Here is a 22,778-nt window from a genome sequence, read left to right on the forward strand (position 1 = left end):
CTGTCGGTAGCAGGGTGAAACGGGCGCATATATTCATCATTATTCTAAGCCCTGTGTATAGGTGCTCCAAACGACAAAGAGCTGTTGGAACTCATGACTGGAATTTTGCCCTGTTGTGCATCTGAAAACCTCCCTGAGCCCGAAGCTTCAGAGGCAAAAAACAAAAAGATACATAAACATTCATACTAATGCAAACATATTCAGTATCTTCGTCAGATTTTGACGTTAGTTTCGTATTTTTACGTCCCAACTTGATTTGGAGAGCACCCTCACCCCTACAACAGCATGCATACTCATGTCCACTGAACGGCACCTCCACTCTCAGGGGGGGAGCCAATCAAATCTGTACTGCAGTATCGGCGCAGGCATCACCGCTGCTCCCACGCAGCACAGAGCCTCACAGCAGGGCGCGGGTGTGCATTCACTGCATACAACCTTGCAATGATGCCCAGCTACAAAGGTTCGGCTTCCTGATTCATTTCAACTTCAAAAATTCACATTAACATCACCGTAAATATTCGACAGTCAACTAAAAGATCAGGGTACATCGCAACCAACCACAGGTTATTTCGCGGTTGCATCACGCATCTCACGCCGCCGCCTTGTACAGGGTGCAGCATGGAGCACCCCCATTATCCTCGCCACCGCGACCATCCCTGTATGGGCAGCAAGCGGTGAACCTACCTGTCCCCCCTGCCCTCATTCTCAAACCGGCCGCAACCGGCTACGAAGATAAGGCCGGGGCTTATACCGAATGGCTCGTTCTCGAAGGCGGTGGACGAGTACGATTCGACCTCGTAGGCGGTGCCGGTGGCGCCGTTTCTTCCTTCGCCCCCCAGCTATCTGACCGAAGTCACCGATGCGTCACTGGCTGGCGGCGGTACCGGCGCACAGCCCGCGTTCGGCGGCGCTGTACAGCTGCACCGAGAACGCAACTTTGGAAACCCCCATCACCGAGGGCGCCTAAGCTCTAGGTATTGAATAAATACGCCCCCCGGAAGCTGATGCTCCGGGGAGGCGCTTTTATCCGTGTGCCAAGGTTTTGGACGCAGAAAAGCTCGAAGGCGGCGACTGATTCAGTCGTAGCCTTCGAGCTTCATATATCTACGGCTTAGAGTTCCTGAGTGCGAGGCATCCAGGAGGGGCGCTTCGCCTCGTACGCCTCAATAGCATCCAGGTTCTGCAGGGTCAGACCAATGTCGTCCAGGCCCTCCATGAGACGCCAACGCACGTAGTCGTCAATCTCGAAGGGAACAACCAGCGCACCTGCGGTTACGGTCTTGGATTCCAGGTCAACGGTGATTTCGGTGCCGGGCTCGTGCTCCAGCACCTTCCAAATCAGCTCGATATCGTCCTGCGCAACCTGTGCGGTGACCAGACCCTGCTTACCGGAGTTGCCGCGGAAAATATCGGCAAAACGAGCGGAAATAACGACCTTGAAACCGTAGTCCTTCAGCGCCCACACGGCGTGCTCACGGGAAGAACCGGTACCGAAGTCCGGGCCCGCCACCAGCACGCTACCGTGCTTGTAGGGCTCCTGGTTCAGGATGAACTCGGGGTCCTTACGCCAGTTAGCGAAGAGGGCATCGTCGAAGCCTGTCTTGGTCACTCGCTTGAGGTAGACGGCGGGAATGATCTGGTCGGTGTCAACATTCGAAGAACGCAGCGGCACGCCAATGCCGGTGTGCTTAATAATGGGTTCCATAATGGCTCCTTAGCTATAGCGGCGTGCTAGGCCACGACGTCGGACGGGGCGGACAGGGTACCGCGTACAGCGGTTGCGGCGGCAACCACCGGGGAGACCAGGTGGGTGCGGCCGCCCTTACCCTGGCGACCCTCAAAATTACGGTTCGAGGTGGAGGCGCAACGCTCACCGGGTGCCAGCTGGTCGGGGTTCATGCCCAGGCACATGGAGCAGCCAGCGAAGCGCCAGTCGGCACCGAACTCCTTGAAGACCTTGTCCAGGCCTTCTGCTTCTGCCTGCGCGCGGACCTTCTGGGAGCCGGGTACGACCATCATGCGCACGTTCTCGGCGATGGTGCGGCCACGCACGATGTCTGCGGCGGCGCGCAGGTCCTCGATGCGGGAGTTGGTGCAGGAGCCCAGGAAGACGACGTCCACGGGGATTTCCTTCATGGGGGTGCCAGCCGCCAGGCCCATGTATTCGAGGGCGCGTTCTGCTGCGACCTTGTCGTTCTCGTCCTCGAAGTCATCCGGGGAGGGAACGGCGTGGCTCAGCTGAATACCCTGACCGGGGTTGGTACCCCAGGTGACGAAGGGTTCGAGCTCGTCAGCGTTGATGAAGATTTCCTTATCGAAGACGGCGCCTTCGTCGGTGGGCAGGGTCTTCCAGTACTCGACTGCCTTGTCCCACTCTTCGCCCTTGGGTGCGTGCTGGCGGCCCTTGACGTACTCGAAGGTGGTCTCGTCGGGGGCAACCATGCCGGCGCGTGCGCCTGCCTCAATGGACATGTTGCACATGGTCATACGACCCTCCATGGAGAGGGAGCGGATTGCGGAGCCGCGGTATTCGAGCACGTAGCCCTGACCGCCGCCGGTGCCAATCTGCGCGATGACGGCGAGGATGATGTCCTTCGCGGTCACGCCGGGCTTGAGGGTGCCTTCAACGTTGATTGCCATGGTCTTAAAGCGTGCCAGGGGCAGGGTCTGGGTTGCCATGACGTGCTCCACCTCGGAGGTGCCGATGCCGAATGCGAGAGCGCCAAACGCACCGTGGGTGGAGGTGTGGGAGTCGCCGCAGACCGCGGTCATGCCGGGCATGGTCAGACCCAGCTGCGGGCCGACCACGTGTACGATGCCCTGTTCCTCGTCGCCGAGGGAGTGGATGCGCACGCCGAACTCTGCGGCGTTGCGGCGCAGAGTCTCGATCTGGGTGCGGCTGGTCAGGTCGGCAATGGTGCCGAAGATGTTGTCGGTGGGGGTGTTGTGATCCTCGGTGGCGATGGTCAGGTCGAGGCGGCGCAGGGGGCGGTTCTCGATGCGCAGGCCTTCGAATGCCTGGGGGGAGGTCACTTCGTGCAGTAGCTGCAGGTCAATGTAGAGCAGGTCGGGCTTGCCGTTTTCACCGGGGACGACAACGTGTGCGTCCCAGACTTTTTCTGCCAGGGTGCGCGGACGGGTGCCCGCAGTGGTTGCGTTCTGTTCGCTAGTCATGCTTTCTCCTGCTTGATGCGTTCCTACGGTGGATGCGTTCGGGGTGGTGCGTGCCGCTGATTTTGGGATTGAGAGGCGGATTATGTACCCGATGGGACCCTCAAACCGGTATTTCTCTGCGGCGTGTCGCGTATTTTTTCACGGATTCTTAGACTGTGAGACAGACTGGAATCACCCCGAGATGGCGGGTGATTTATTGTGGGTTTACACTCTGACTCCACGGTGATTTTGCGGGATTGCACGCATTTTCCTGCGGCTTTTTCGCATATTTTCACCCATAAACCCACATAAACACTTATTATGAAAAATTCATAATTTATCCCGTAGGGGGTGATTCTATATTCAGCTCTGCACCCCAAAGAGTCCACGAACTCCGGGGCATCTTTCATATTCTGAGATAGAATATAAGAATGACTCCTTCCGCCTCACGTTTTAACGCACACGGAATGCGTCGCCCCAACGCATCCACACACCACAACGCACCGATTGTCGACCCCGTCAAGCCGCCCGAACAGATGGCTGCCGACGAGCAGATGGTAGAGGTAAACTCCCACGGCTCCTCCGGCGTTGGCGTGCTCGACAAGGCGACCCTCATTCTTGATTGCCTCGAGGCAGGACCCGTATCCCTGGGTGACCTCGTCAAGACAACCGGTCTGGCGCGCCCCACCGCACACCGCCTCGCCGTGGCGTTGGCACACCACCGCCTCGTAGCCCGCGACGTGCAGGGACGCTTCATACTCGGACCCCGCCTGACCGAACTCGCATCCGCGACCATTGCTGACGAGCTCATCACCGTAGCAGACCCGATTCTGCAGAAACTCAGCCTCGAAGCTGACGAGTCCACCCAGCTGTACCGCCGCCAGGGTGACTGGCGCGTGTGCGCTGCGACCGCGGCACGCCCCTCCGGCATGCACGAATCCATTCCGGTCGGTACTCAGCTATCCATGCAGGCTGGCTCCGCCGCCCAGGTCCTGCTGGCTTGGGAAGATCAGAACCGCATTATTGAAGGCCTGCGCGATGCGCACTTCAGCGCCGCCATGCTCGCCGCTGTGCGCCGCATCGGCTGGGCGCAGTCCATGGGTGAGCGCGAGCGCGGTACTGCCTCGGTGTCCGCTCCGGTGCGCGCTCCCGGTGGCAAGGTGATTGCGGCTGTGTCTATCTCGGGTCCGATGGATCGTATGACCCGCCAGCCGAACCGCAACTACCCCGAGCTGGTCGTCAAGGCTGCTCAGGCGATTACTGACGGTTTGCGTGAGCTCTCTGCCTCTCACTCGGCATCGGATGCTGAGGAAAGCTAAGGCTCTGTTATAGATAGTTTTAATGACAAGAATCCCTCCCCGCCTCGCTTGAGGTGGGGAGGGATTCTTTTGTGTGCTCTTAGTCTGATTCGGCTTATCCCGATGAGGCTTATCCTGATGCGGTTTCGCAGGTGATATGCCGCTATATGTCCAGCGCCTTGCGGTAGGAGGTGAGGCGCTTAGCTTCCAGCTGCACCGGGGCGACCACGCAGGACTGCACTGCCTTCTCCACGCCGGTCTGCAGACGACCCCGCAGCTTACCCGCGTAGTAGCGTGAGCCCATGGCGGTGAGCAACCTGCCCACACCCGCCGAGGCGATACCGAGCAGTACACCCAGCAGCAGAAGCAGGGTCGGCAGGGGCACCGGGGAGCCTTCGGGGGTCGGGGCGGGCGGCAGTTGAATCTGCAGGTACGCCATGCCGGAGATGAGGGTCAGCCAGCCGACACCTACCAGGGCGCTCAGTAGCGCGATCCACTGCAGGGTGTTGAAGATGACCCAGGGGGCGCGGGTGCGGCTCAGACCGTAGTCGATGCGCATCATGTCGCGTTCGAGCAGTTCGGGTAGCTCCGCCTCGCGGGATAGGGCAGCTTCCTTCATGCTGCGCTTCCACGGTTCGTCGATGAGGACCGCCATCTGCTTGCTGTATTGGCGCACAGCGTTTGCCATGCCAGCCCTCTGCGCGGCGCTCAGCGGGGGCAGCGAGGAGGCCACCAGCTCGGGTGCGTTCTCGCTATCGGGACCGAGCATACCTGCAGACTTTTCAGCCTTAGATGCGCTCTTCGTTTCCTCTTGCTGCCCCAGGTGCAGGCGGCGCAGGGGGTCAGCTTTCAGGCGACTCATCCAGCGAGTGAGGATCCAACCGGTGTGCTGACCCGCGGCGCGACGGTAGGAGGCGGTTGCCGCCTCCAGAACCTGCTCTGCCTGGCTGGATGCGTAGCATGCCTTCACGAGCTTCTGTTCCGCTTCGAGGGCGTAGGCTCCGGCGAGCACGGTCCCCTCTCCCCCGGCGTAGGTACGCAGCTGGGAGGCGGTGGCGTGCAGCTGCGCGTCGGTTCGTTGCAGGGACAGGCTCTTGGCGGCGGCTACCTGGGCGAGCAGGTCGCGGAGCACGTCGACGCCCTCACCGGTTCGCGCGGAGACGGCGATGGGTGCGGCGAGCAGGTGCGCTTCGGTGCCCTCAGCCTGGAGCAGGCGGGTGAGGGATGCGAGCACGGCGGGCACCTCGGCGGGTGCGAGTTTGTCCGCCTGGTTGAGCACGCAGAGCGCCTGCGCACCGGATGCGGCAAGCGGCACCATGAAGTCGCGGTGGATGACGGCGTCGGCGTACTTTTGGGGGTCGACAACCCAGAAGAGTACGTCCACGTAGCGCATCATGCGGGCGGCGAGGTCGCGGTTGGTGGTGGTGACCGAGTCGAAGTCGGGCATGTCCAGCAGGATGAGGCCGCCGGTGCGGGTGAGCATTTCGCCGCGTCCGCCTATTGCGCGGCGGATGCGGTTGAAGAGTCCGGGTGCCGGTTCGGTGACGGCGTTGGGTGCCGCCGCACTCCCGCTTGCTTTATTGTTTCCGTCTGCTTCGTTGCTCTCGGTTGCGTCTCCTTCGGCGGCGAGCGCCTGAGTTTGCGGGTAGACACGCTTGTCGATGCCGAGCCAGTCAAGTAGCTCTTCGCTGCCTTCTGCCTCCCAGATTGCCGCCTGCACGGTGGAGGTGGTCGGGCGTGTGGGAGCGGAGAGGGCAATGTTCTGCCCGGCGATGGCGTTGAAGAGCGTGGATTTGCCGCTGCCGGTCGCACCGAAGAAGCCGATGACGGTGTGTTCGGTGGAGAGTTCGCGGCGTTGGCTGAGGCGTTCGAGGGTTTCGGCGGCGTCGAGTAGCACGGTTTCGGGGACTCGTCCTTCGCCGTAGCTGATGGCGTCCTTGAGGGATGCTACGGAGCGCGCGAAGGGCGAGGTCGCCACGGCGGGTGTGGCGCCTCGCTCGGTATGACGCTCAGCGGCTTTGTTCTCGAGTGTGTTCTTGAGTTTCTTCTCGGGGGTAGTCATAGTGCGTTTTTCTTCGTCTGTGGTGCGGGGTTCCTGTCCGGAGTGGTTTAGCGGGCAACCGTGCCGTTAGTGTGGGCAGTTTGGCTCTGCGCGCTCATTTCTGCGGCGATCGCCTGTACCTGCTCGGCGGCGCGATGAATGTCCTCGGCATCAGCCTGCGGGTCGGTTTCTTCGAGTACCACGGTGAAGGGCTGAGCGTGCTCGGTGAGCAGATCCGCCATGCGTTCGAGCAGGTCGGTGCGGGCGCGGGTTGCCATGCGGCGCACCGCGTCTTCACCGAAGATGGACTCGAGCAGTTTGGTGCCGACCACGCCGCTACCGCCGGCAATACCCACCTCAATACCGGTAATGCCGCCGGTGAGGCTGAACGCGGCGACCATGAGCATCACGGCGGCGGCGTTCACGCTCAGGGAGAGGAAGCGGGCGCGTTTGCGCTTGTCGGCGCCTTCTTCGCGGATCATTTCGAGGACGGAGCCCTGCCAGAGGCGAATCTGCTCGGCAACGGCTGCGGAGAAGATGTCCTCGGCGGACTGCACCTCACCCTTCACATCACCGTTTGCGCCTGCATTCTTTTCGGGCGCGGCGGAGGCAGTCTGCGGCACGTCCAGGCGCGCCAGCAGGGAGCGTCCGGCGCGGCTGGCACGCCAGCTGGTGCGGGTATTTTCGGAGGCGCGGGCAGCCGCATCCAGCACGACGGCGTGGACGCCGCTTTCGAGGGCGTCTTCTACCTTCTGTGCGGCGGCAGGCTGACCGCGCAAGGCGGAGCCGACGCGGTCGCGCAGGCGACCGATGGTGCTGTCGAGGGAGCGGAAGAAGTCGCCGGTTCCCACGAAGTCGTGCCAGCGCGAGAGCACTTCGCCGCGTAGCAGGGAGCCGTCGGAGAGGGCGCCGTCAATAGTGGTCAGTGCGTCCTTGTATTCTTCGGCAGCGATGGTGGCAAGCGACTGGTGCGCCGCCTGCTGGCGTGCCTGTTCGGCGGCGAGCACCTGCAGGTTTCCGGCGAGGGTTTCGACGGCACCGGCGAGGGTCTGCCGGGCGATGGCGGCGCGGGCGGGTGCGTCGGCGCCGAGTTCGCGAATCCACAGGGTCAGCGGGGCGAGGCTGACGGGGGCGAGCATGCCACTTTCGTCGCGCGGCTGTTCGGTGACGGTGTGAATCAGTACGGCGTGGATTCCGGCTTCGTCAAGCATGCGTCGCAGGTCGTTTTCGATAGCCTCTTCGTCGCCTTCGGGCACGCGGTTGAGCACCACGGCGATGGCAATGGAGCGTGCGGCTGCTTCGTGGAGCATTTCCCAGGGCACGGCGTCGGCGTAGCGGTTGGCGGTGGTGACGAAGAGCCACAGGTCTGCGGCGGAGAGCAGTTCCTTGGCGAGGGTGCGGTTTTCCTCGGAGACGGAGTCGATATCGGGTGCGTCAATGAGCGCGATGCCCTGCGGTAGCGCCGAGGTAGTAATAGGAATGAGGGCGCGCGCAATTTTCGGGTCGAGGCCGGGTAGTGCCTGCGATCCGGCGTTCATGCCGGAGGTTCGGGTGCGCGGCAGGGTGGGCAGGAAGCGTTCGGGCGACAGAGCCACCTCGTCTTCTGCGCGGTGCAGGAGTACGGGGTGGCGGGTGGTGGGTCGAATCGCGCCGGACTGGGTGAGAGGTTCGCCAAGTAGGGTGTTGACGAGGGTGGATTTACCGGCGCCGGTGGAGCCTCCGACCACGATGGTGAGGGGGTTGTCAACGCTGGCACTGCGCGGCAGGATGTAGTCGTCGAGTTGGCGTGCCATGGCGGCGAGCAGGGTGCGCGCGGTGGCGGTGCCGTGCTCGGCGGTGCCGTCGTGTGTGACGGTGTAGGGGGTGCCGGGGGTTTCTCCAGCCTCTACGTCGAGCGGTAGGGGGATTCGAGTGAGCAGTTCGCGAGCTGCTTTGAGCTGCGCATAGTCGGTGGTAGTCACAGCGCTATTGTCCCATAGGGTGTACCTGCTTCATGCCATGTGTGGGAGTTGGCGCGGTCGCGTTGTGGCTAGGTTGTGCGGATGGGGGTGCCAAGGCTGTGTGAGGGGCTGTTTTTGATAGGTGTTTGGACAACCTGAAGAGGTTGAGATACTACTTGTACATCGGGTGCAACAACTTCAATTTATGATTTATTCACAAGAAGAACAGGTAAGAAAATCCTTGATTTTCCGCAGGAAAGCGGCACATTTCAATGCGGTTATCCAGAACACATTGGTACGTTTTATAACCCACATAAAACGGGCAAATATTAAGATTTGAGAACTTTTTACCTTTGTGTGCATATATGGTTATTTTGAACCTGAAAGTACGCCTAGAATCTTTGAGCACGACAACCAGGCAGGTTATAACCCACACAGATTCCTTCAGGCGGCTTCTGACCTGCCTTTTCTATCGCATCCGTACTGCATCCGTACTCACCGCGGTATGCCACACCATCGGAAACGCTCACCGACCCCTCACGCAGTTGCAATCAAGAGTTACTGCTGTTGAGGTTCACTGCATCCGAGCTCCCCGTTACTGCCTGCCCGTCTTTACTCTTGCGAAAGGTTGCGTATGTTCGGTTCGCTGTCACGTCGCCATCTTCTTGCTCTTTCTTCCGGAGCAGCATTGAGTACATTCACAAGCGTCTGCAGTCCCAGCGCAGTTTCTCGCATTCAACCACTCGCTAACCCTTCCCTGCTAAGACTGGTCCTCAGAGCCCCCAGACCAAATCTGCAACCACCACGGGCAGCATTACGTACGCCGAGCCTCTACCCGCATCGGCTCTGGACGGTCACGGACCGGCTCTTCTGCCGGATCAGTTCTTTGAACGTTCCAGAAATTTCTCGACGGCGCCCTGAGCCATCGAGCCGTCAATGTCCCCCGCCCCACCATGCCCCCGCATGCCCCCCCCGGAAGCTAAAGAGGGTTGGCAGATGCTGGAGGAGCCGCAGTCTTCCCCGAGTGCTACCGCCACCCCTGCGGCTACCGCTGAACCGTCCGCGAATATTCCGAGCGCGCACCCGACCCCGAATGAGAGCACCTCTTCTAAGGCGGGTCGTTATATTCGAGGGTCAGCCTAAAGCTTCTTTACATCCATGCTTCAAAGAACCCGTCATATTGGGTGATATGAGGCACGGATGAGGGCTTTTATTTGTGCGCCACGCTTGAAATCTATAGGCTAGAGCTAGATGAGGTTCACCTATTTTTGTCTCAATACTCGTCTACCCACCCTGCGGGTGACTGCTTCGCGCCCTCTTGTAGGGGCGTGATGCTAGGCTGAAAATTGAAGCGAGAGCTCTTCACTTATCACTGACACTTCCGCATCACAGCACATTCAAGGGGATCCCTATGATTCACAGCCGCCGCCACTTTATTGCGCTTACGGGCACCGCCGCCCTGGGTGCGATGCTTGCCGCTTGCGGTTCAAAAAAGACTGCGGAGGCGACCGCCTCCCCCACTGCTTCCGCTTCGATTGCGGGCCCCTACGACAACCTGTCGGGCGAGCTGAAGTGGACTAAGTACGTTCCGGGCAACGGTGCATCCCCGATGAGTAGCATCGACCCGGAAACCGGTCAGGTGTACACGATTGAGCCGGCTGCCGGCCCGGCAAGCATTGATTCTAAGGCGAGTGCCGTGCCCATCCCCATTGAGGATGAGAGCATGTACGAGAAGAACGCCCGTAGCCTGCGCGCCACCTTCGCGTATTTTGCGGCGGCGGTGAACTATGCCCGCATGACCGGTGACCCCGGTCCTGCTCTGCAGGTGGTTCAGGCTCAGAACTCTACTGACCGTGCGGCGCTGGAGAAGCTGCGGGTGTTCTACGCGACCGGCACGAACTGGCTGGTGGGCGGCGAGTGGACGTTCCGTCTGACCGATAAGCAGCCGACGACCCGCGGCACTAAGTATACGTGGGCGTGTTCTGTTACTCAGGCGCACGGTATGCAGGTTGAGAAGGCGACTAATACGACCAAGCCTCTGGAAGACACTGAGGCCCCGGAGATTAAGGCTCTCTACGCTGAGTACGATGAGGAGGCGAAGCGCTGGGTCGTCATCTCGCCTCAGCAGTACGATCCCGCGTTGACCCCGAAGCCAACGCAGACTCCGCGTACACGTCCTTCCTCGACCTATACCCCGACGGTGACTGATGACAGCACCGTGGCAGCTAATGCTGGCGCGCGCACCGGCGCGAATACTTCGGGTAACGGCGCGGCTCAGGGCACTGGTTCCCAGAATGGTGGTGCCGGTCAGGGTTCTGCTGGTCAGGGTGGCGTTACCCAGGCGCCTGCGGCTACCACGCGGCCTGTGGCGACTCAGCCGAGCGTAGCGCCCGGTGCCCCTGATGCGGGCGGTCCAGCTGGCGGTGTAAATGCTCCCGGCGCTGAGGCACCCGGCGGTATTCCTGGTGAAGGCGCACAGTAGCCTATCCTCTAACAGATAATGAACGCGTCCTCTCCTTCACTATTCCCTGTGCCCCCTTTCGGTGCGCTGTTGCCGCTGATTGCGGTAAATTCGCTGGTAGGCGGTATATCACGCTCGTTTGAGCGGTGGTACACCCGGGTGTGATGGCGGGGGCGCGTTATACTTAGGACTGTCTCTAGAGGGATATCCGCGTGTGATATTCGCTCGTCGAGGCGCACTCTCACTCGTCTCTCACCTGAGATTCTCACTCGAAAGGTACTCCGTGGCGCTTTTCCCCATGACATCCGGGCTTCCCAGTTCCACTACCGGCATCAGCCGCCGTTCTGCTATGCGTTACGTGGGTGCGGGCATTGTGGGCGTGTCTTTGAGCGCCCTACTGGTTGCGTGCGGTGGTTCTTCTTCCACCAGCGAAAACACTGATGCGGATACCCCTCAGATTTCCCCTTCGGCTTCTTCGCGTACTGATTTTAGCGGCGAGGTCACCTTCGATAGCTACGAGAAGAAAGGTAATTTCGTTCCGGCGACCGAGTCTGCTCCCGCGCAGAACGTGCCGCTCCCGAAGCGCCCGGCGAGCGCTTCGGAGAACTCGGTGCAGGGTCTGTACGATTCTATTGCGTTCGTGTATGCGGCGATTAACTACCTGGTGCTGACCGGTGATGCGGCTCCGCTGCGTGAGTCGAAGGCTGATGAGAAGTTCGTTGCTTCGTTCTCTTCGTTCATGGATGAGTCGGATGAGAGCTCGCAGGTGCGTAACTGGTTTGTGTCGCCGAAGGTGACGATGTCTGCGTTCACTGCTGTTCCGACTCAGGTGAAGAAGAGCGTGCAGTGGACTTTTGATTTGGTGATTGATTTGGGTCCGACCGTTGTGGTTGAGGGCGCTCCTGCGGAGATGTCTGAGAAGGTTCGCCACACTGAGCGTGGCCTGGTGGTTACCGGTGTGCGCCACGATAATGATTGGACTCTGACGATTCAGGATGAGTATGAGGCACAGGCTTCGGCTCATCCTGAGATTGATGGCGCTAACGGTGGTAATGCTGGCAATTCCGGTGACTCCGGTAATGACGCCAATTCTAGTGGTGATAACCTTTAAGCCCTCAGATGGATGAGGCATCATGCCCTAACTCACACTCAGGTTAGGGCATGATTTGTTTTACTCTGGTAGTAACGAGCTTTCCTGGATTCAAGGTTTTTCTCTTATGTCTTCTTTTTCTCAGTCTTTCTCTCGCCGCTCCCTGCTGCGTTTGGGCTTGGGCGCATCTGCTGTCGCCGGTTCTGCGGCGCTGTTGAGTGCGTGCGGTTCGGGCGGCTCTAGCCAGAAGTCGGGTTCTCAGGGTGGTACCCTGAACGGTTCGAAGTCGAGCGCTAACCCGAATGGGTACAGTGATGATGGTCAGAACTATTCGGGTTTGGTGGAGTACACCCACTATGAGGGCACGTTGAAATATGAGCAGGGCACGGTGGAGCATCCGCCGCGTAATGCTCCGAAGCCGAAGGTGACTGATGCTCTGTCCGCGAATACGGTGACGGGTTTCCATGAGGCGATTGCTTATTTTGCGGCGGCTATGGATTATCTGGCGAAGACTGGTAGCACGGATGCGTTCTCGACCGGCATTCAGCTGTCGTCTAAGACTCGCTCGGAAGTGGATGCCCTGTCGGCTTCTATTCTTGCGGGTGTGGAGAAGGGTTCCTGGTATGTGAATCCGTCGGCTTCCTATGCGCTTTCGAGTGCGCAGCCGTCCATTATGAGTGATGGCAATCTGCTGTTTAAGGGCCGGTACACTCTGGACTTCGGTACGGAGGCAGTGGCTGAGGGTAAGATTCAGCCTGTGGTCGCCTCTGCGAGTGCTTCTGCTGAGCCTACTGAGCCGTCTGAGGATGCGCTGGTGTATGACGCGGCGTCCCCCACTGCTTCGGCTGCTGCGGGTCCGGCTTCTCAGGTGACGGTTCAGGAGTGCGATTTCCGCGGCCGCTACCACGCTGATTCTAAGATGTGGGAGCTGAACGTGGCGTACGGTGCCACTGTTCAAGGTGGTGTTTCCACCGCGAGCGCGGCAGCATCCGGTTCGGCTTCTGTACCCTCTTCTGCCGCCTCTTCTGCTGAGGCATCCGCCGCTTCTGCAGCGTCATAGTTCGTCATAACGCTTTTATCTGCGAGGCGCTTCTCACTCTTCGTCCACTCAACTCTGTATCCTGTTGGGTTTGCGGCTAAACTGGTTGCAATCACCGACTGACTGAAAGGTATCACTATGTCCGAGAACCTGACCCGCCGCGCGGCGCTGGGTGTACTGGGCGTCAGCTCCATGGCTTTGCTGGCGGCTTGTGGCTCCAAGGCTACTTCTGAGGCGTCTGCTTCCGCTTCTGGCTCTGAGAGCGCTTCTGCTGCTGCTTCTGGGTCTGCTACCGCCTCGCCTTCTGCGTCGGCTTCGGCGTCGGCTTCCGCTTCTGCTTCGGCTACCGCTGCAAGTTCTCCGCGACCTAACGACGATAAGGATTACAGCGGCGTAGCGAAGCTGGAGAAGATGGAGAAGCACGGCGAGTACCAGCCGGGTAACGCTGAGCACCCGCCGCAGAATGTTCCTTCCCCGATTGTTCCGGAGGCCATGCACCAGAACTCGGTGGCTGGCTTTGCGGTGGCTTTGGCGTACTTCGGTGCGGCGTTTGAGTACCTGCTGCGTACCGGCGATATGCACTACATGAACGAGGTCAGCACCGACCAGGAGACTCTGGGGGCGATGAAGAAGTACGCGGACTCCACCAAGGCAGGTATTGACGAGAAGAAGACCTGGTACGTGAACCCGACCGCTACCTTGACTATTGACACCAAGCAGCCGGTTCTGGCGCAGGGTGCGTACAACTGGACTGTGACTCTGAACGTGGATCTGGGCGAGAAGCTGTTCAAGGACGGCAAGGAGCAGACCGTGGCGGCTGATAAGCGTCACGTGAAGATGTTTGGTGAGGCTGTTGGCCGTTACCTGAACAACAAGTGGGACCTGCACATGGACATCAACTAGTCCTCTGGGCTGGTTTTCTCCCCCGCTTTTGCGTCTTTCCATCTCAGGATGCGATTTTTTACTGTTTTTTCCATACAGCAATAAAATTTGTGGCTCCAGCTTACGGTGAACAGAGTTCATCACTACTGTATATATACAGATATATACAGAGGTTGTCTTTTGGGTTACATAATGTTTCTAGAGAGCGCCGCACATTCATCATCCTTTGTCGAGCAAGGGTTTGTGCGGCGCTTTTCTGTATTCTCTTTCTAAACCTCGTTCCTTGAGGTTTTTCTCTGGCATTATTACGAACTGTGACAGCAGGCTTACCCCCGCGTCCTGTGCGTAGTAGAGTTGCCACGTAACGGATTATTCATTGCGGAGACCCCATCGCGGTTGGCCTCCCCCCAAGCTCATGAAGGAGCACCCCATGGCAAAGATTCTCAACAGCATTGTTGAAGCAACCGGCCAGACCCCCCTGGTTAAGCTGAACCGACTGGACGAGGGTCTTCCCGGTAACGTAGCGGTGAAGCTTGAGTTCTACAACCCCGCTGGTTCGGTTAAGGACCGTATTGGTCGCGCCATCATTGACGCTGCTGAGAAGTCGGGTGCGCTGAAGCCTGGCGGCACCATTGTTGAGGGAACTTCCGGTAACACCGGTATTGCGCTGGCTATGGTGGGTGCTGCTCGCGGTTACCGCGTCATCCTGACCATGCCGGAGACCATGTCTGCTGAGCGTCGCGTGCTGTTGCGCGCTTACGGTGCTCAGATTGTGCTGACCCCCGGTACCGAGGGTATGCGCGGTGCGGTGGAGAAGGCTAAGGAAATCGTTGCAACCACCGAGAACGCTATCCTGGCGTCCCAGTTCTCCAACGAGGCGAACCCCACCATTCACTACAACACCACCGGCCCCGAGATTTGGGAAGCAACCGACGGTAAGGTCGACATTTTCGTGGCGGGTATTGGCACCGGCGGCACCATCTCCGGTACCGGTAAGTACCTGAAGGAGCAGAACCCGGACGTGAAGGTTGTTGCGGTTGAGCCGAAGGACTCCCCGCTGCTCTCCGAGGGTCGCGTTGGCCCCCACAAGATTCAGGGCCTGGGCGCTAACTTCGTTCCTGAAACCCTGGACCGCGGCATCTACGATTCGGTGACTCCGGTCAGCGCTGATGATGCTATGCGCACCTCCCGCCTGCTGGCTACCCAGGAAGGTATTCTGGGCGGTATTTCTTCCGGTGCGGCTGTGTGGGCTGCTCTGGAGGAGGCTAAGAAGTCTGAGAACAAGGACAAGCTGATTGTAGCTATCGTTCCCGACTTCGGTGAGCGTTACATCTCTACCGCTCTGTACGAGGATATCCGCGGCTAATTGAGCTTCTGAGCCCCCGTTATCAGGATGGGCTTATAGCGCTACGCCCCGTCTGCCGGTTGCATACACGGCGGGTGGGGCGTTTCTATACCCCCTGCGAAATTAGAGACTCTGCGAACTGTACGGAGAGGAGCGGAACTGTTCCGCCGCTCCCCTGTTGGTCCCGGGCTGGTCTTTTCTGCTGTCCCGTGTGCATCCACCGCGGTTGAGCAGAGTGATACGGGCGGATGCGTCCATCATGTTGCTGATTGCGGTGGGAATAGCCGAAAGGGCACCGTTGTTGGTACCTTTGGAAAGGTCGCATACACAGAGCACGACCGATGAGGGAAAGGGAACCCATGAGTTTTATTGCGCGTCTGCGTGAAGATATTGAGAACGTCCGCCAGCACGACCCTGCTGCACGCGGCGCTGTCGAGATTGCGCTGAACTATTCGGGTATGCACGCCATTTGGGTTCACCGTCTGACCCATAAGCTCTGGCAGAAGGATGAGACGAAGGCTCTGGCTCGTACTCTCTCGCAGTTTGCTCGTTTTCTGACCGGTGTGGAGATTCATCCCGGCGCGACCATTGGCCGCCGTTTCTTCATTGATCACGGCATGGGCATTGTCATTGGTGAGACCGCTGAGGTTGGTGACGACGTGATGCTGTACCACGGCGTGACCCTGGGCGGTCGCTCCCTGGAGAAGGTGAAGCGTCACCCCACCATTGGTGACCGTGTGACCATTGGTGCCGGTGCTAAGGTGCTGGGTCCGGTGGTTATTGGCGCCGATAGCGCTATTGGCGCGAACGCTGTGGTGGTCAATGATCATCCGGCTGATTCGATTATTACCGGAATTCCGGCGAAGCACCGCCCGCGTACCCCGGAGAAGAAGAAGCCGCTGGTGGACGCTGTGGAGTACATTGACCCCGCCATGTGGATTTAGCGCTTGGCAAGCGTTTTGAGGCGGTAGAGGCGCGCCTGGTGGCTCCTCGCAAGGCTCCGCACTCCTCACCGGGCTCCGCAGGTCTTCTCCCCTGCTATGCCCCTCAAGATACCCCTGAGGCATCTCGGGGGTGCCCCATCAAGACATAACGCACAAGACATAACGAAAGCCCGCCTTCGGCTGGATGAGAATCCAACCGAAGGCGGGCTTTTACATATTCAGCTACGTGAGCTTAGTGAACGTGAATGTCCGCTGCGTTCACCTCGGAACGGTCACCGCTCCACATGGTGTGGAAGGCGCCCTCTTCGTCAATACGACCGTAGGTGTGTGCACCGAAGAAGTCACGCTGACCCTGAATCAGTGATGCGGGCAGGCGGTCGCGGCGCAGGCCGTCGTAGTAGGACAGTGCGGAAGCGAACACCGGTACGGGGATGCCCAGTGCGGTTGCCTTAGCCACCACGCGACGCCAGGAAGGAACGAGCTCCTCCATGAGGTTCTTGAATGCGGGTGCCAGCAGCATGTTCGCGGGTGCTTCGCCTGCGTAGGCAGCCATGATATCGCCCAGCAGCTCGGCGCGGATGATGCAGCCTGCACGCCACAGCGATGCGATGGTGTCCAGCTTCAGGTCCCAACCGTATTCCTTGCCTGCGCGGGTGAGCAGGTCCATGCCCTGTGCGTACGCAACGAGCTTGGAGGCGAAGAGTGCGCGGCGCACATCCTCAACGAACTCGGGGTCGCCTGCACCGATACCGGTGGTTGCGATCAGACCTGCGGGCAGTTCGCGCTGTGCCTGCTCGCGCTGCTCACGCTCGGAGGAGGAGAGGGCGCGTGCGAATACGGACTCTGCGATAGCGGAGACGGGGGAACCGAGGTCCAGGCCAGCCTTAGCGGTCCACAGGCCGGTACCCTTCTGGCCCGCTGCGTCAACGATAACGTCAACCAGGGGCTTGCCGGTCTTTGCGTCTACCTGTGCGAGCACCTCTGCGGTGATTTCGATCAGGTAGGAGCTCAGGTCGCCTTCGTTCCAGGTCTTGAAGATTTCTGCCTGCTGTGCCGGCTCAATGCCTGCAATGGAGCGCAGGATGTCGTAAGCTTCGCCGATCACCTGCATGTCGGCGTACTCGATGCCGTTGTGGACCATCTTCACGAAGTGACCCGCACCGTCGGTGGAAATCCATGCGCAGCAGGGTGCGCCGTCCTGCGGTGCCTTCGCTGCGATCTTTTCGAGCAGCGGGCCCAGGTGCTTGTAGGACTCTGCGGAGCCGCCGGGCATCATGGAGGGGCCCCAGAGAGCGCCCTCTTCGCCGCCGGAGACGCCAACGCCCACGAAGTGCAGACCCTTTTTAGCCAGGGCGTGCTCACGACGAATGGTGTCGGGGAAGTGGGAGTTGCCGCCGTCGATGATGATGTCGCCCTCATCGAGCATGGGGGTGAGCTGCTCGATAACTGCGTCGACGGGTGCGCCCGCCTTGACCATAATCAGGATGCGGCGGGGAGACTCGAGGGAGTCAACGAGTTCCTGCAGGGACTCGGTACGGATGAAGTCGCCGTCTGCGCCGTGCTCCGCCAGCAGTGCGTCGGTCTTCTCTACGGAACGGTTGTGCAGTGCCACGGTGTAGCCGTTACGTGCCAGGTTGCGGGCGAGGTTTGCGCCCATGACAGCAAGGCCGGTGACACCAATCTGTGCCTTCTTGTTTTCAGTCATGTATATAAGGATACGCGCTTAGGGCAGGCTATATATAGGTGGGCGGCAGTTTTATGCCCCGGGGACTGGCACTTCTGGCCGAATTTTCTTCTGAACCCTTGAGTGAGGCGTTTCTAGACCTTTGAGTGAAGCGTTTTTAAACCCTGAGCGAACCATTCTGGGAGCCGATACGAGGGTAAACAAAAACCCCGGCACCTTGCGGTACCGGGGTTAGCGGTGGGTCCTACCGGGATCGAACCGATGACATCCACGGTGTAAACGTGGCGCTCTACCAGCTGAGCTAAAGACCCGTAGTTCTCACTGATTCGTTTTCGTTTCAGTGGCGAACACAAGAGAAAACTATACGGGCTTCTGGGGTGGCATGCAAATCGAAAACATATGTTCTATGTCTCAATATTTTTTCCTTTTCGCAACCCACCCCACAGCAAGCCACATCAAGCCATGTTGGTTCTTGATCTTTTAGGTAGACCATACCCTTTTATTCCGCGCCATTCCGCCAACCCCACCATTCCGCGTTATTTAGGTACAAAAAGACTCTAACTAGTACTTTTGATGCGCATATTTTTTGCTTAGAGAGCTAAGCCGCGAAACCCACATCACAAAAACCTTCGTTTGATGCCAAGGAGCCCACATTTAGGTCTAAGATAGTAGAGATAAGTAGCGAAGTAGACCCCACGGATCTATGGCGCTTAAACACAGAGGTTGTTCGACAACGCAACATCGCGGCGAGCAATCTACACAACCGCACAGAAGAGAGGTTGGATTAGTTTGGCTAACGTACCGAACGAGCACTCCCTGAGCACCCTTCTTGATGGCCTGAAGGACATCGACGTAGAAGAGACCCAGGAATGGGCTGAGTCCCTCGAGGACCTTATCAAGACTCACGGCACCGAGCGTGCAGAGTACATCCTTCGCGCACTGCTCAAGGAGGCTGGCGCAAAGGGCGTAAAGGTCCCCACTCTGGTCAAGACCGACTACATCAACACCATCCCCGCAGACCAGCAGCCCGAGTACCCCGGTGATGAGGAACTCGAGCGCCAGTACCGCGCATGGATTCGCTGGAACGCAGCAATTATGGTTCAGCGTGCCCAGAAGAAGGGCATCGGCGTTGGCGGTCACATCTCCACCTTCGCAGGTGTGGCTGACCTCTACGAAATGGGCCAGAACCACTTCTTCCGCGGCCGCAACCACCCCGGTGGCGGTGACCAGGTCTTCTTCCAGGGTCACTCCTCCCCCGGTGTCTACTCCCGCGCATTCGTTGAGGGCGTCCTGACCGAAGACCAGATGGACGGCTTCCGTCAGGAGAAGACCAAGGGCGCAGACGGTATTCCTTCGTACCCGCACCCCCGTTGCATGCCCGAGTTCTGGCAGTTCCCGACCGTTTCCATGGGTCTGGGCCCCCTGAACGCAATCCACCAGGCATCCTTCAACAAGTACCTGCACAACCGCAAGGTCAAGGACACCTCCGAGCAGCACGTCTGGGCATTCCTGGGCGACGGCGAGATGGACGAGCCCGAGTCGCGTGGTGCACTGCAGCTGGCTGCAAACGAGCACCTGGACAACCTGACCTTCGTCGTCAACTGCAACCTGCAGCGTCTGGACGGCCCCGTTCGCGGTAACGGCAAGATTATTCAGGAGCTCGAGGCATTCTTCCGCGGCGCAGGCTGGCACGTCATCAAGGTCCTGTGGGGCTCCGACTACGACGCACTGCTCCAGAAGGACAAGAGCGGCAAGCTCATCCAGCTGATGAACGAAACCCTCGACGGTGACTACCAGACTTTCCGCGGTGCAGACGGCGGCTACATCCGCGAGCACTTCTTCGGCAAGTACCCCGAGACCAAGGAACTGGTTGCAGACCTGACCGACGAGCAGATCTTCAACCTGCGTCTGGGTGGCCACGACGACAAGAAGATCTACGCAGCCTACAAGGAAGCTATGGAGACCAAGGGCAAGCCCACCGTCATCCTGGCACAGTCCATTAAGGGTGCGGAGCTCGGCCCGTTCTTCGAGGCACGTAACTCCACCCACCAGATCAAGAAGTTCACCATGGAAGCACTGAAGGGCTTCCGTGACCACCTGAACATCCCCATCTCCGACGAGGAGCTGGAGAAGGATCTGTACAACCCGCCGTACTACCTGCCCGAGGCAAGCCACCCGGCACTGCAGTACATGCAGGCACGCCGTAAGGAACTCGGCGGCTACGTCCCCGGTCGTCCGAACGTCCAGCCCGAGATTACCCTGCCCGACGCTAAGGCATACGCCGCAGCCAAGAAGGGTTCCGGCAAGCAGACCGCCGCAAGCACCATGGCCTTCGTCCGCCTGATGAAGGATCTCATGCGTGTGAAGGGCTTCGGTCACCGTATCGCTCCCATCACCCCCGATGAGGCACGTACCTTCGGTATGGAAGCATTCTTCCCCTCGGCTAAGCTGTACAACCCCAACGGTCAGAACTACGTGCCCGTTGACCACGAGCTCATGCTCTCCTACACCGAGTCCCCCGAGGGCCAGATCGTTCACGTTGGTATTAACGAGGCAGGCGCAACCGCAGCGTTCACCGCTATCGGTACCTCGTACGACACCCACGGCGAGCCGATGATCCCGATTTACATCTTCTACTCGATGTTCGGTTTCCAGCGCACCGGCGACGGCTTCTGGGCAGCTTCCGACCAGATGTGCCGCGGCTTCGTCATCGGTGCAACTGCCGGTCGTACCACCCTGTCCGGTGAGGGCCTGCAGCACAACGACGGCCACTCCCCCATCCTGGCCTCCACCAACCCGGCGTTCAAGATCTACGACCCGGCCTACTCCTACGAGATTGCCCACATTGTGGAGCGCGGTATCGAGCAGATGTACGGCACCAAGGACGAAGATCACAACGTCATGTACTACCTGACCGTGTACAACGAGCCGATTCACCAGCCTGCTGAGCCGGCAAACGTTGACGTTGATGGCATCATCAAGGGTATCCACAAGATCAGTGAGTCCCCGCTGACCTCCGGCCCCAAGGCACAGCTGCTCGCTTCGGGTATCGCTGTTCCGTGGGCTGAGAAGGCTCAGCAGCTGCTGGCTGAGGACTGGGGCGTCTCCGCAGACGTCTGGTCTGTCACCTCGTGGACCGAGCTGCGCCGCGACGGCATTGCCGCTGAGGAAGAGGCTCTGCTGAACCCGAACCAGCCCGCTCGCGTTCCTTACGTGACCCAGAAGCTGGCTGGCGCTGCTGGCCCGATCGTCGCGACCACCGACTTCGCTTCGGAGGTTCCCGACCAGATTCGCCAGTTCGTTCCGAACGACTTCGCAACCCTGGGTGCTGACGGCTTCGGCTTCGCAGACACCCGCCCGGGTGCACGTCGCTTCTTCCACATCGATGCAGAGTCGGTTGTTGTCCGCACCCTGCAGATGCTGGCAAAGCGCGGCGAGGTTGCAGCAGACGTTCCCGCGAAGGCATTCGCTAAGTACGACCTGCTGAACGTGAACGCTAACTCCGAGCTGGAGCAGCACTAAGCATTTGGCGGTAGAACCTCGGTTCTGCGTTAGACGCTAAACGATGCCCCCGGTTGATGATTTATCAACCGGGGGCATTCGTGTTTTAACTCAACTGCATATTTTAACCGATGTAGCCCGCAGGTAACGACTATTACCTCCGGGCTACATCAGTTATAGGGGGTAGCTGGCGGAGGTGACCGGCCACTTCGCCAATTAGCCCGCTCTATCTGTAGAGTAATTAATAAATATAAAGGTCCCCGATTGATGATTTATCAATCGGGGACCTTCTTATTTATTGGTTTTTGAGAACCCACTCTTTATATCGGAGATAAACTTCTGATAGCTGCCGTCGCTGTTCTTCTAGTTTTGTTTCGTTATCTCGAATGAGCGGTTTTTGATACGAAGCTACAAGATTGGCAAGACCTTGAGCCATTCCTGTATCTTTACTGCATTGTGTTTCAATGACACTGAGTCGAATTTCTTCTTCCGATGCTGGGGAATTACTAGCACCGTCACTGCGGGTTACATTTGATAGTTCTTTTGTACCCCATTCTTGGTCGCCCCTTCGTGGCGTTAGACCTTTATCCGATAGGCATTTCCACCATGCTTCACGGTATTTTTTCCATTCAGGATGATTCATGGCAGCTGCATAGGATTGGCCGTGGATTCGACGATAGGCTTCTGTGAGGCCACTTTGCTCTTCGAGGCTGATGCCCGCAATCTCTTTCAACGTGGCTAAGATTTCAGGCATGCACTGTTCCATAATTTTTGTGTCATATCCCGCGGATGATGGTGCATTCCCGGATCGTTTGTAGCTTCCATATTTGGCGGCGTATTCGGGGTTCCAGCGACCAAACTCGCGACCGGACGAAACGAATTCCCTATCTTCTACATCCGGGATATATATTTCATAGGACTGGCCGTGTTTTGCGAAACAGCGCTGCCTAAGAATTTCCAAGGCTCGACCGTAATACTGGGAATTTTCATCTAAAAGGTCATTGTATTCTTCGAGCGGAGTAATGATTCGGTTGTTTTTATAGTCTAGAGTTGCTTGGGCCGTTTCATCACGTTCTAGTTGCGGGCCTGTAGAACAGGATGTGCACGCTAGCGTGAATGCAAACGTTAAAGCCATTGCGGGCTGAAAGAATTTCTTGAGGTTCATGATTTTTCCTTTCAAGAACAACAAGGGGATATATTTTACGGCCTGGTGTATACCAAGTCGTTCTCTTAGATACAATCCCAATCTATGTAATCGGAATCATATTTAAGAGGTGGCTACAATCTAGCACTCATTAAGGAGCCTTTTCAAGCAATGAGTGAGGTATGTGTCACAAAATTTAAGAGTGTATGTATAATAAGGGCTGTAAAATTTGGTATTTTACACCATTTGCGTACTG

15 protein-coding genes and 1 tRNA gene are annotated in these 22,778 nt (G+C 58.7%); 9 read left to right on the forward strand and 7 right to left on the reverse strand.

Translation table 11 applies throughout. The features are described 5' to 3' along the window. Positions 1–1,111 precede the first annotated feature (1,111 nt). Both leuD and leuC read right to left on the reverse strand, forming a co-directional pair. Positions 1,112–1,705 carry a 3-isopropylmalate dehydratase small subunit gene (gene leuD, locus NML54_RS02465; protein ID WP_254755748.1) on the reverse strand — a complete coding sequence of 198 codons (594 nt, stop codon included), beginning with the start codon at positions 1,703–1,705 and terminating at the stop codon, positions 1,112–1,114. A gap of 26 nt (positions 1,706–1,731) precedes the next feature. Beyond that, positions 1,732–3,174, reverse strand: coding sequence for a 3-isopropylmalate dehydratase large subunit (gene leuC / locus NML54_RS02470; protein WP_254755749.1), 1,443 nt, complete (start codon positions 3,172–3,174; stop codon positions 1,732–1,734). 410 nt (positions 3,175–3,584) lie between these two features. Here leuC and NML54_RS02475 point away from each other — a divergent pair, with 410 nt between their 5' ends. Continuing rightward, positions 3,585–4,472, forward strand: a complete 888-nt coding sequence (locus NML54_RS02475; protein ID WP_371925779.1) for an IclR family transcriptional regulator — start codon at positions 3,585–3,587, stop codon at positions 4,470–4,472. Between the two features lie 142 nt (positions 4,473–4,614). Here NML54_RS02475 and NML54_RS02480 read toward each other — a convergent pair whose 3' ends face one another. Next, the gene (locus NML54_RS02480) at positions 4,615–6,513 is read right to left on the reverse strand and encodes a GTPase (protein ID WP_254755750.1); all 1,899 of its coding nucleotides are present in this window, start codon (positions 6,511–6,513) and stop codon (positions 4,615–4,617) included. 47 nt (positions 6,514–6,560) lie between these two features. Then, a complete protein-coding gene (locus NML54_RS02485) occupies positions 6,561–8,453 on the reverse strand; it encodes a dynamin family protein (RefSeq protein WP_254755751.1) in 1,893 nt (630 codons plus the stop codon). A gap of 942 nt (positions 8,454–9,395) precedes the next feature. On the opposite strand from NML54_RS02485, the gene NML54_RS02490 reads away from it, so the two are divergent. From NML54_RS02490 to epsC, 7 genes are all read left to right on the forward strand, one after another. After that, positions 9,396–9,575 carry a hypothetical protein gene (locus tag NML54_RS02490; RefSeq protein ID WP_254755752.1) on the forward strand — a complete coding sequence of 60 codons (180 nt, stop codon included), beginning with the start codon at positions 9,396–9,398 and terminating at the stop codon, positions 9,573–9,575. A 268-nt stretch (positions 9,576–9,843) separates the two neighbouring features. Beyond that, complete coding sequence (locus tag NML54_RS02495; RefSeq protein ID WP_254755753.1) at positions 9,844–10,914, forward strand: DUF6318 family protein; 1,071 nt, start codon at positions 9,844–9,846, stop codon at positions 10,912–10,914. Positions 10,915–11,191: 277 nt separating this feature from the next. Continuing rightward, positions 11,192–12,004 carry a DUF6318 family protein gene (locus NML54_RS02500; RefSeq protein WP_254755754.1) on the forward strand — a complete coding sequence of 271 codons (813 nt, stop codon included), beginning with the start codon at positions 11,192–11,194 and terminating at the stop codon, positions 12,002–12,004. Between the two features lie 106 nt (positions 12,005–12,110). Next, positions 12,111–13,043 (forward strand): DUF6318 family protein, encoded by a 933-nt coding sequence (locus NML54_RS02505; RefSeq protein WP_254755755.1) that lies wholly within the window; start codon positions 12,111–12,113, stop codon positions 13,041–13,043. 117 nt (positions 13,044–13,160) lie between these two features. Next, positions 13,161–13,925 carry a DUF6318 family protein gene (locus tag NML54_RS02510; protein ID WP_254755756.1) on the forward strand — a complete coding sequence of 255 codons (765 nt, stop codon included), beginning with the start codon at positions 13,161–13,163 and terminating at the stop codon, positions 13,923–13,925. Positions 13,926–14,334: 409 nt separating this feature from the next. Continuing rightward, positions 14,335–15,270, forward strand: a complete 936-nt coding sequence (gene cysK / locus NML54_RS02515; protein ID WP_254755757.1) for a cysteine synthase A — start codon at positions 14,335–14,337, stop codon at positions 15,268–15,270. Positions 15,271–15,608: 338 nt separating this feature from the next. After that, on the forward strand, positions 15,609–16,193 hold the full coding sequence (gene epsC / locus NML54_RS02520) for a serine O-acetyltransferase EpsC (RefSeq protein ID WP_005507433.1): 585 nt from the start codon (positions 15,609–15,611) through the stop codon (positions 16,191–16,193). A 232-nt stretch (positions 16,194–16,425) separates the two neighbouring features. Here the strand turns inward: epsC and gndA are convergent, their stop codons facing one another. Both gndA and NML54_RS02530 read right to left on the reverse strand, forming a co-directional pair. After that, entirely contained in the window at positions 16,426–17,898 is a 1,473-nt protein-coding gene (gndA, locus tag NML54_RS02525) for an NADP-dependent phosphogluconate dehydrogenase (RefSeq protein ID WP_254755758.1), read from the reverse strand. Between the two features lie 217 nt (positions 17,899–18,115). Further along, positions 18,116–18,188 (reverse strand) — tRNA-Val (locus tag NML54_RS02530). A 478-nt stretch (positions 18,189–18,666) separates the two neighbouring features. Between NML54_RS02530 and aceE the strand changes: the two genes are divergently transcribed. Further along, complete coding sequence (aceE, locus tag NML54_RS02535; RefSeq protein WP_254755759.1) at positions 18,667–21,399, forward strand: pyruvate dehydrogenase (acetyl-transferring), homodimeric type; 2,733 nt, start codon at positions 18,667–18,669, stop codon at positions 21,397–21,399. A gap of 274 nt (positions 21,400–21,673) precedes the next feature. Here aceE and NML54_RS02540 read toward each other — a convergent pair whose 3' ends face one another. Beyond that, positions 21,674–22,543, reverse strand: a complete 870-nt coding sequence (locus tag NML54_RS02540) for a hypothetical protein (RefSeq protein WP_254755760.1) — start codon at positions 22,541–22,543, stop codon at positions 21,674–21,676. Positions 22,544–22,778: the final 235 nt, after the last annotated feature.

The organism is Rothia gullae, assembly GCF_024294905.1.
Classification (GTDB): domain Bacteria; phylum Actinomycetota; class Actinomycetes; order Actinomycetales; family Micrococcaceae; genus Rothia.

Bases quoted from the DNA above. Each gene is read 5' to 3' on its own strand.
- leuD (WP_254755748.1), bottom strand. From the start codon at position 1,705: ATGGAACCCATTATTAAGCACACCGGCATTGGCGTGCCGCTGCGTTCT.
- leuC (WP_254755749.1), bottom strand. From the start codon at position 3,174: ATGACTAGCGAACAGAACGCAACCACTGCGGGCACCCGTCCGCGCACC.
- NML54_RS02475 (WP_371925779.1), top strand. From the start codon at position 3,585: ATGACTCCTTCCGCCTCACGTTTTAACGCACACGGAATGCGTCGCCCC.
- NML54_RS02480 (WP_254755750.1), bottom strand. From the start codon at position 6,513: ATGACTACCCCCGAGAAGAAACTCAAGAACACACTCGAGAACAAAGCC.
- NML54_RS02490 (WP_254755752.1), top strand. From the start codon at position 9,396: ATGCCCCCCCCGGAAGCTAAAGAGGGTTGGCAGATGCTGGAGGAGCCG.
- NML54_RS02495 (WP_254755753.1), top strand. From the start codon at position 9,844: ATGATTCACAGCCGCCGCCACTTTATTGCGCTTACGGGCACCGCCGCC.
- NML54_RS02500 (WP_254755754.1), top strand. From the start codon at position 11,192: ATGACATCCGGGCTTCCCAGTTCCACTACCGGCATCAGCCGCCGTTCT.
- NML54_RS02505 (WP_254755755.1), top strand. From the start codon at position 12,111: ATGTCTTCTTTTTCTCAGTCTTTCTCTCGCCGCTCCCTGCTGCGTTTG.
- NML54_RS02510 (WP_254755756.1), top strand. From the start codon at position 13,161: ATGTCCGAGAACCTGACCCGCCGCGCGGCGCTGGGTGTACTGGGCGTC.
- cysK (WP_254755757.1), top strand. From the start codon at position 14,335: ATGGCAAAGATTCTCAACAGCATTGTTGAAGCAACCGGCCAGACCCCC.
- epsC (WP_005507433.1), top strand. From the start codon at position 15,609: ATGAGTTTTATTGCGCGTCTGCGTGAAGATATTGAGAACGTCCGCCAG.
- gndA (WP_254755758.1), bottom strand. From the start codon at position 17,898: ATGACTGAAAACAAGAAGGCACAGATTGGTGTCACCGGCCTTGCTGTC.
- NML54_RS02540 (WP_254755760.1), bottom strand. From the start codon at position 22,543: ATGAACCTCAAGAAATTCTTTCAGCCCGCAATGGCTTTAACGTTTGCA.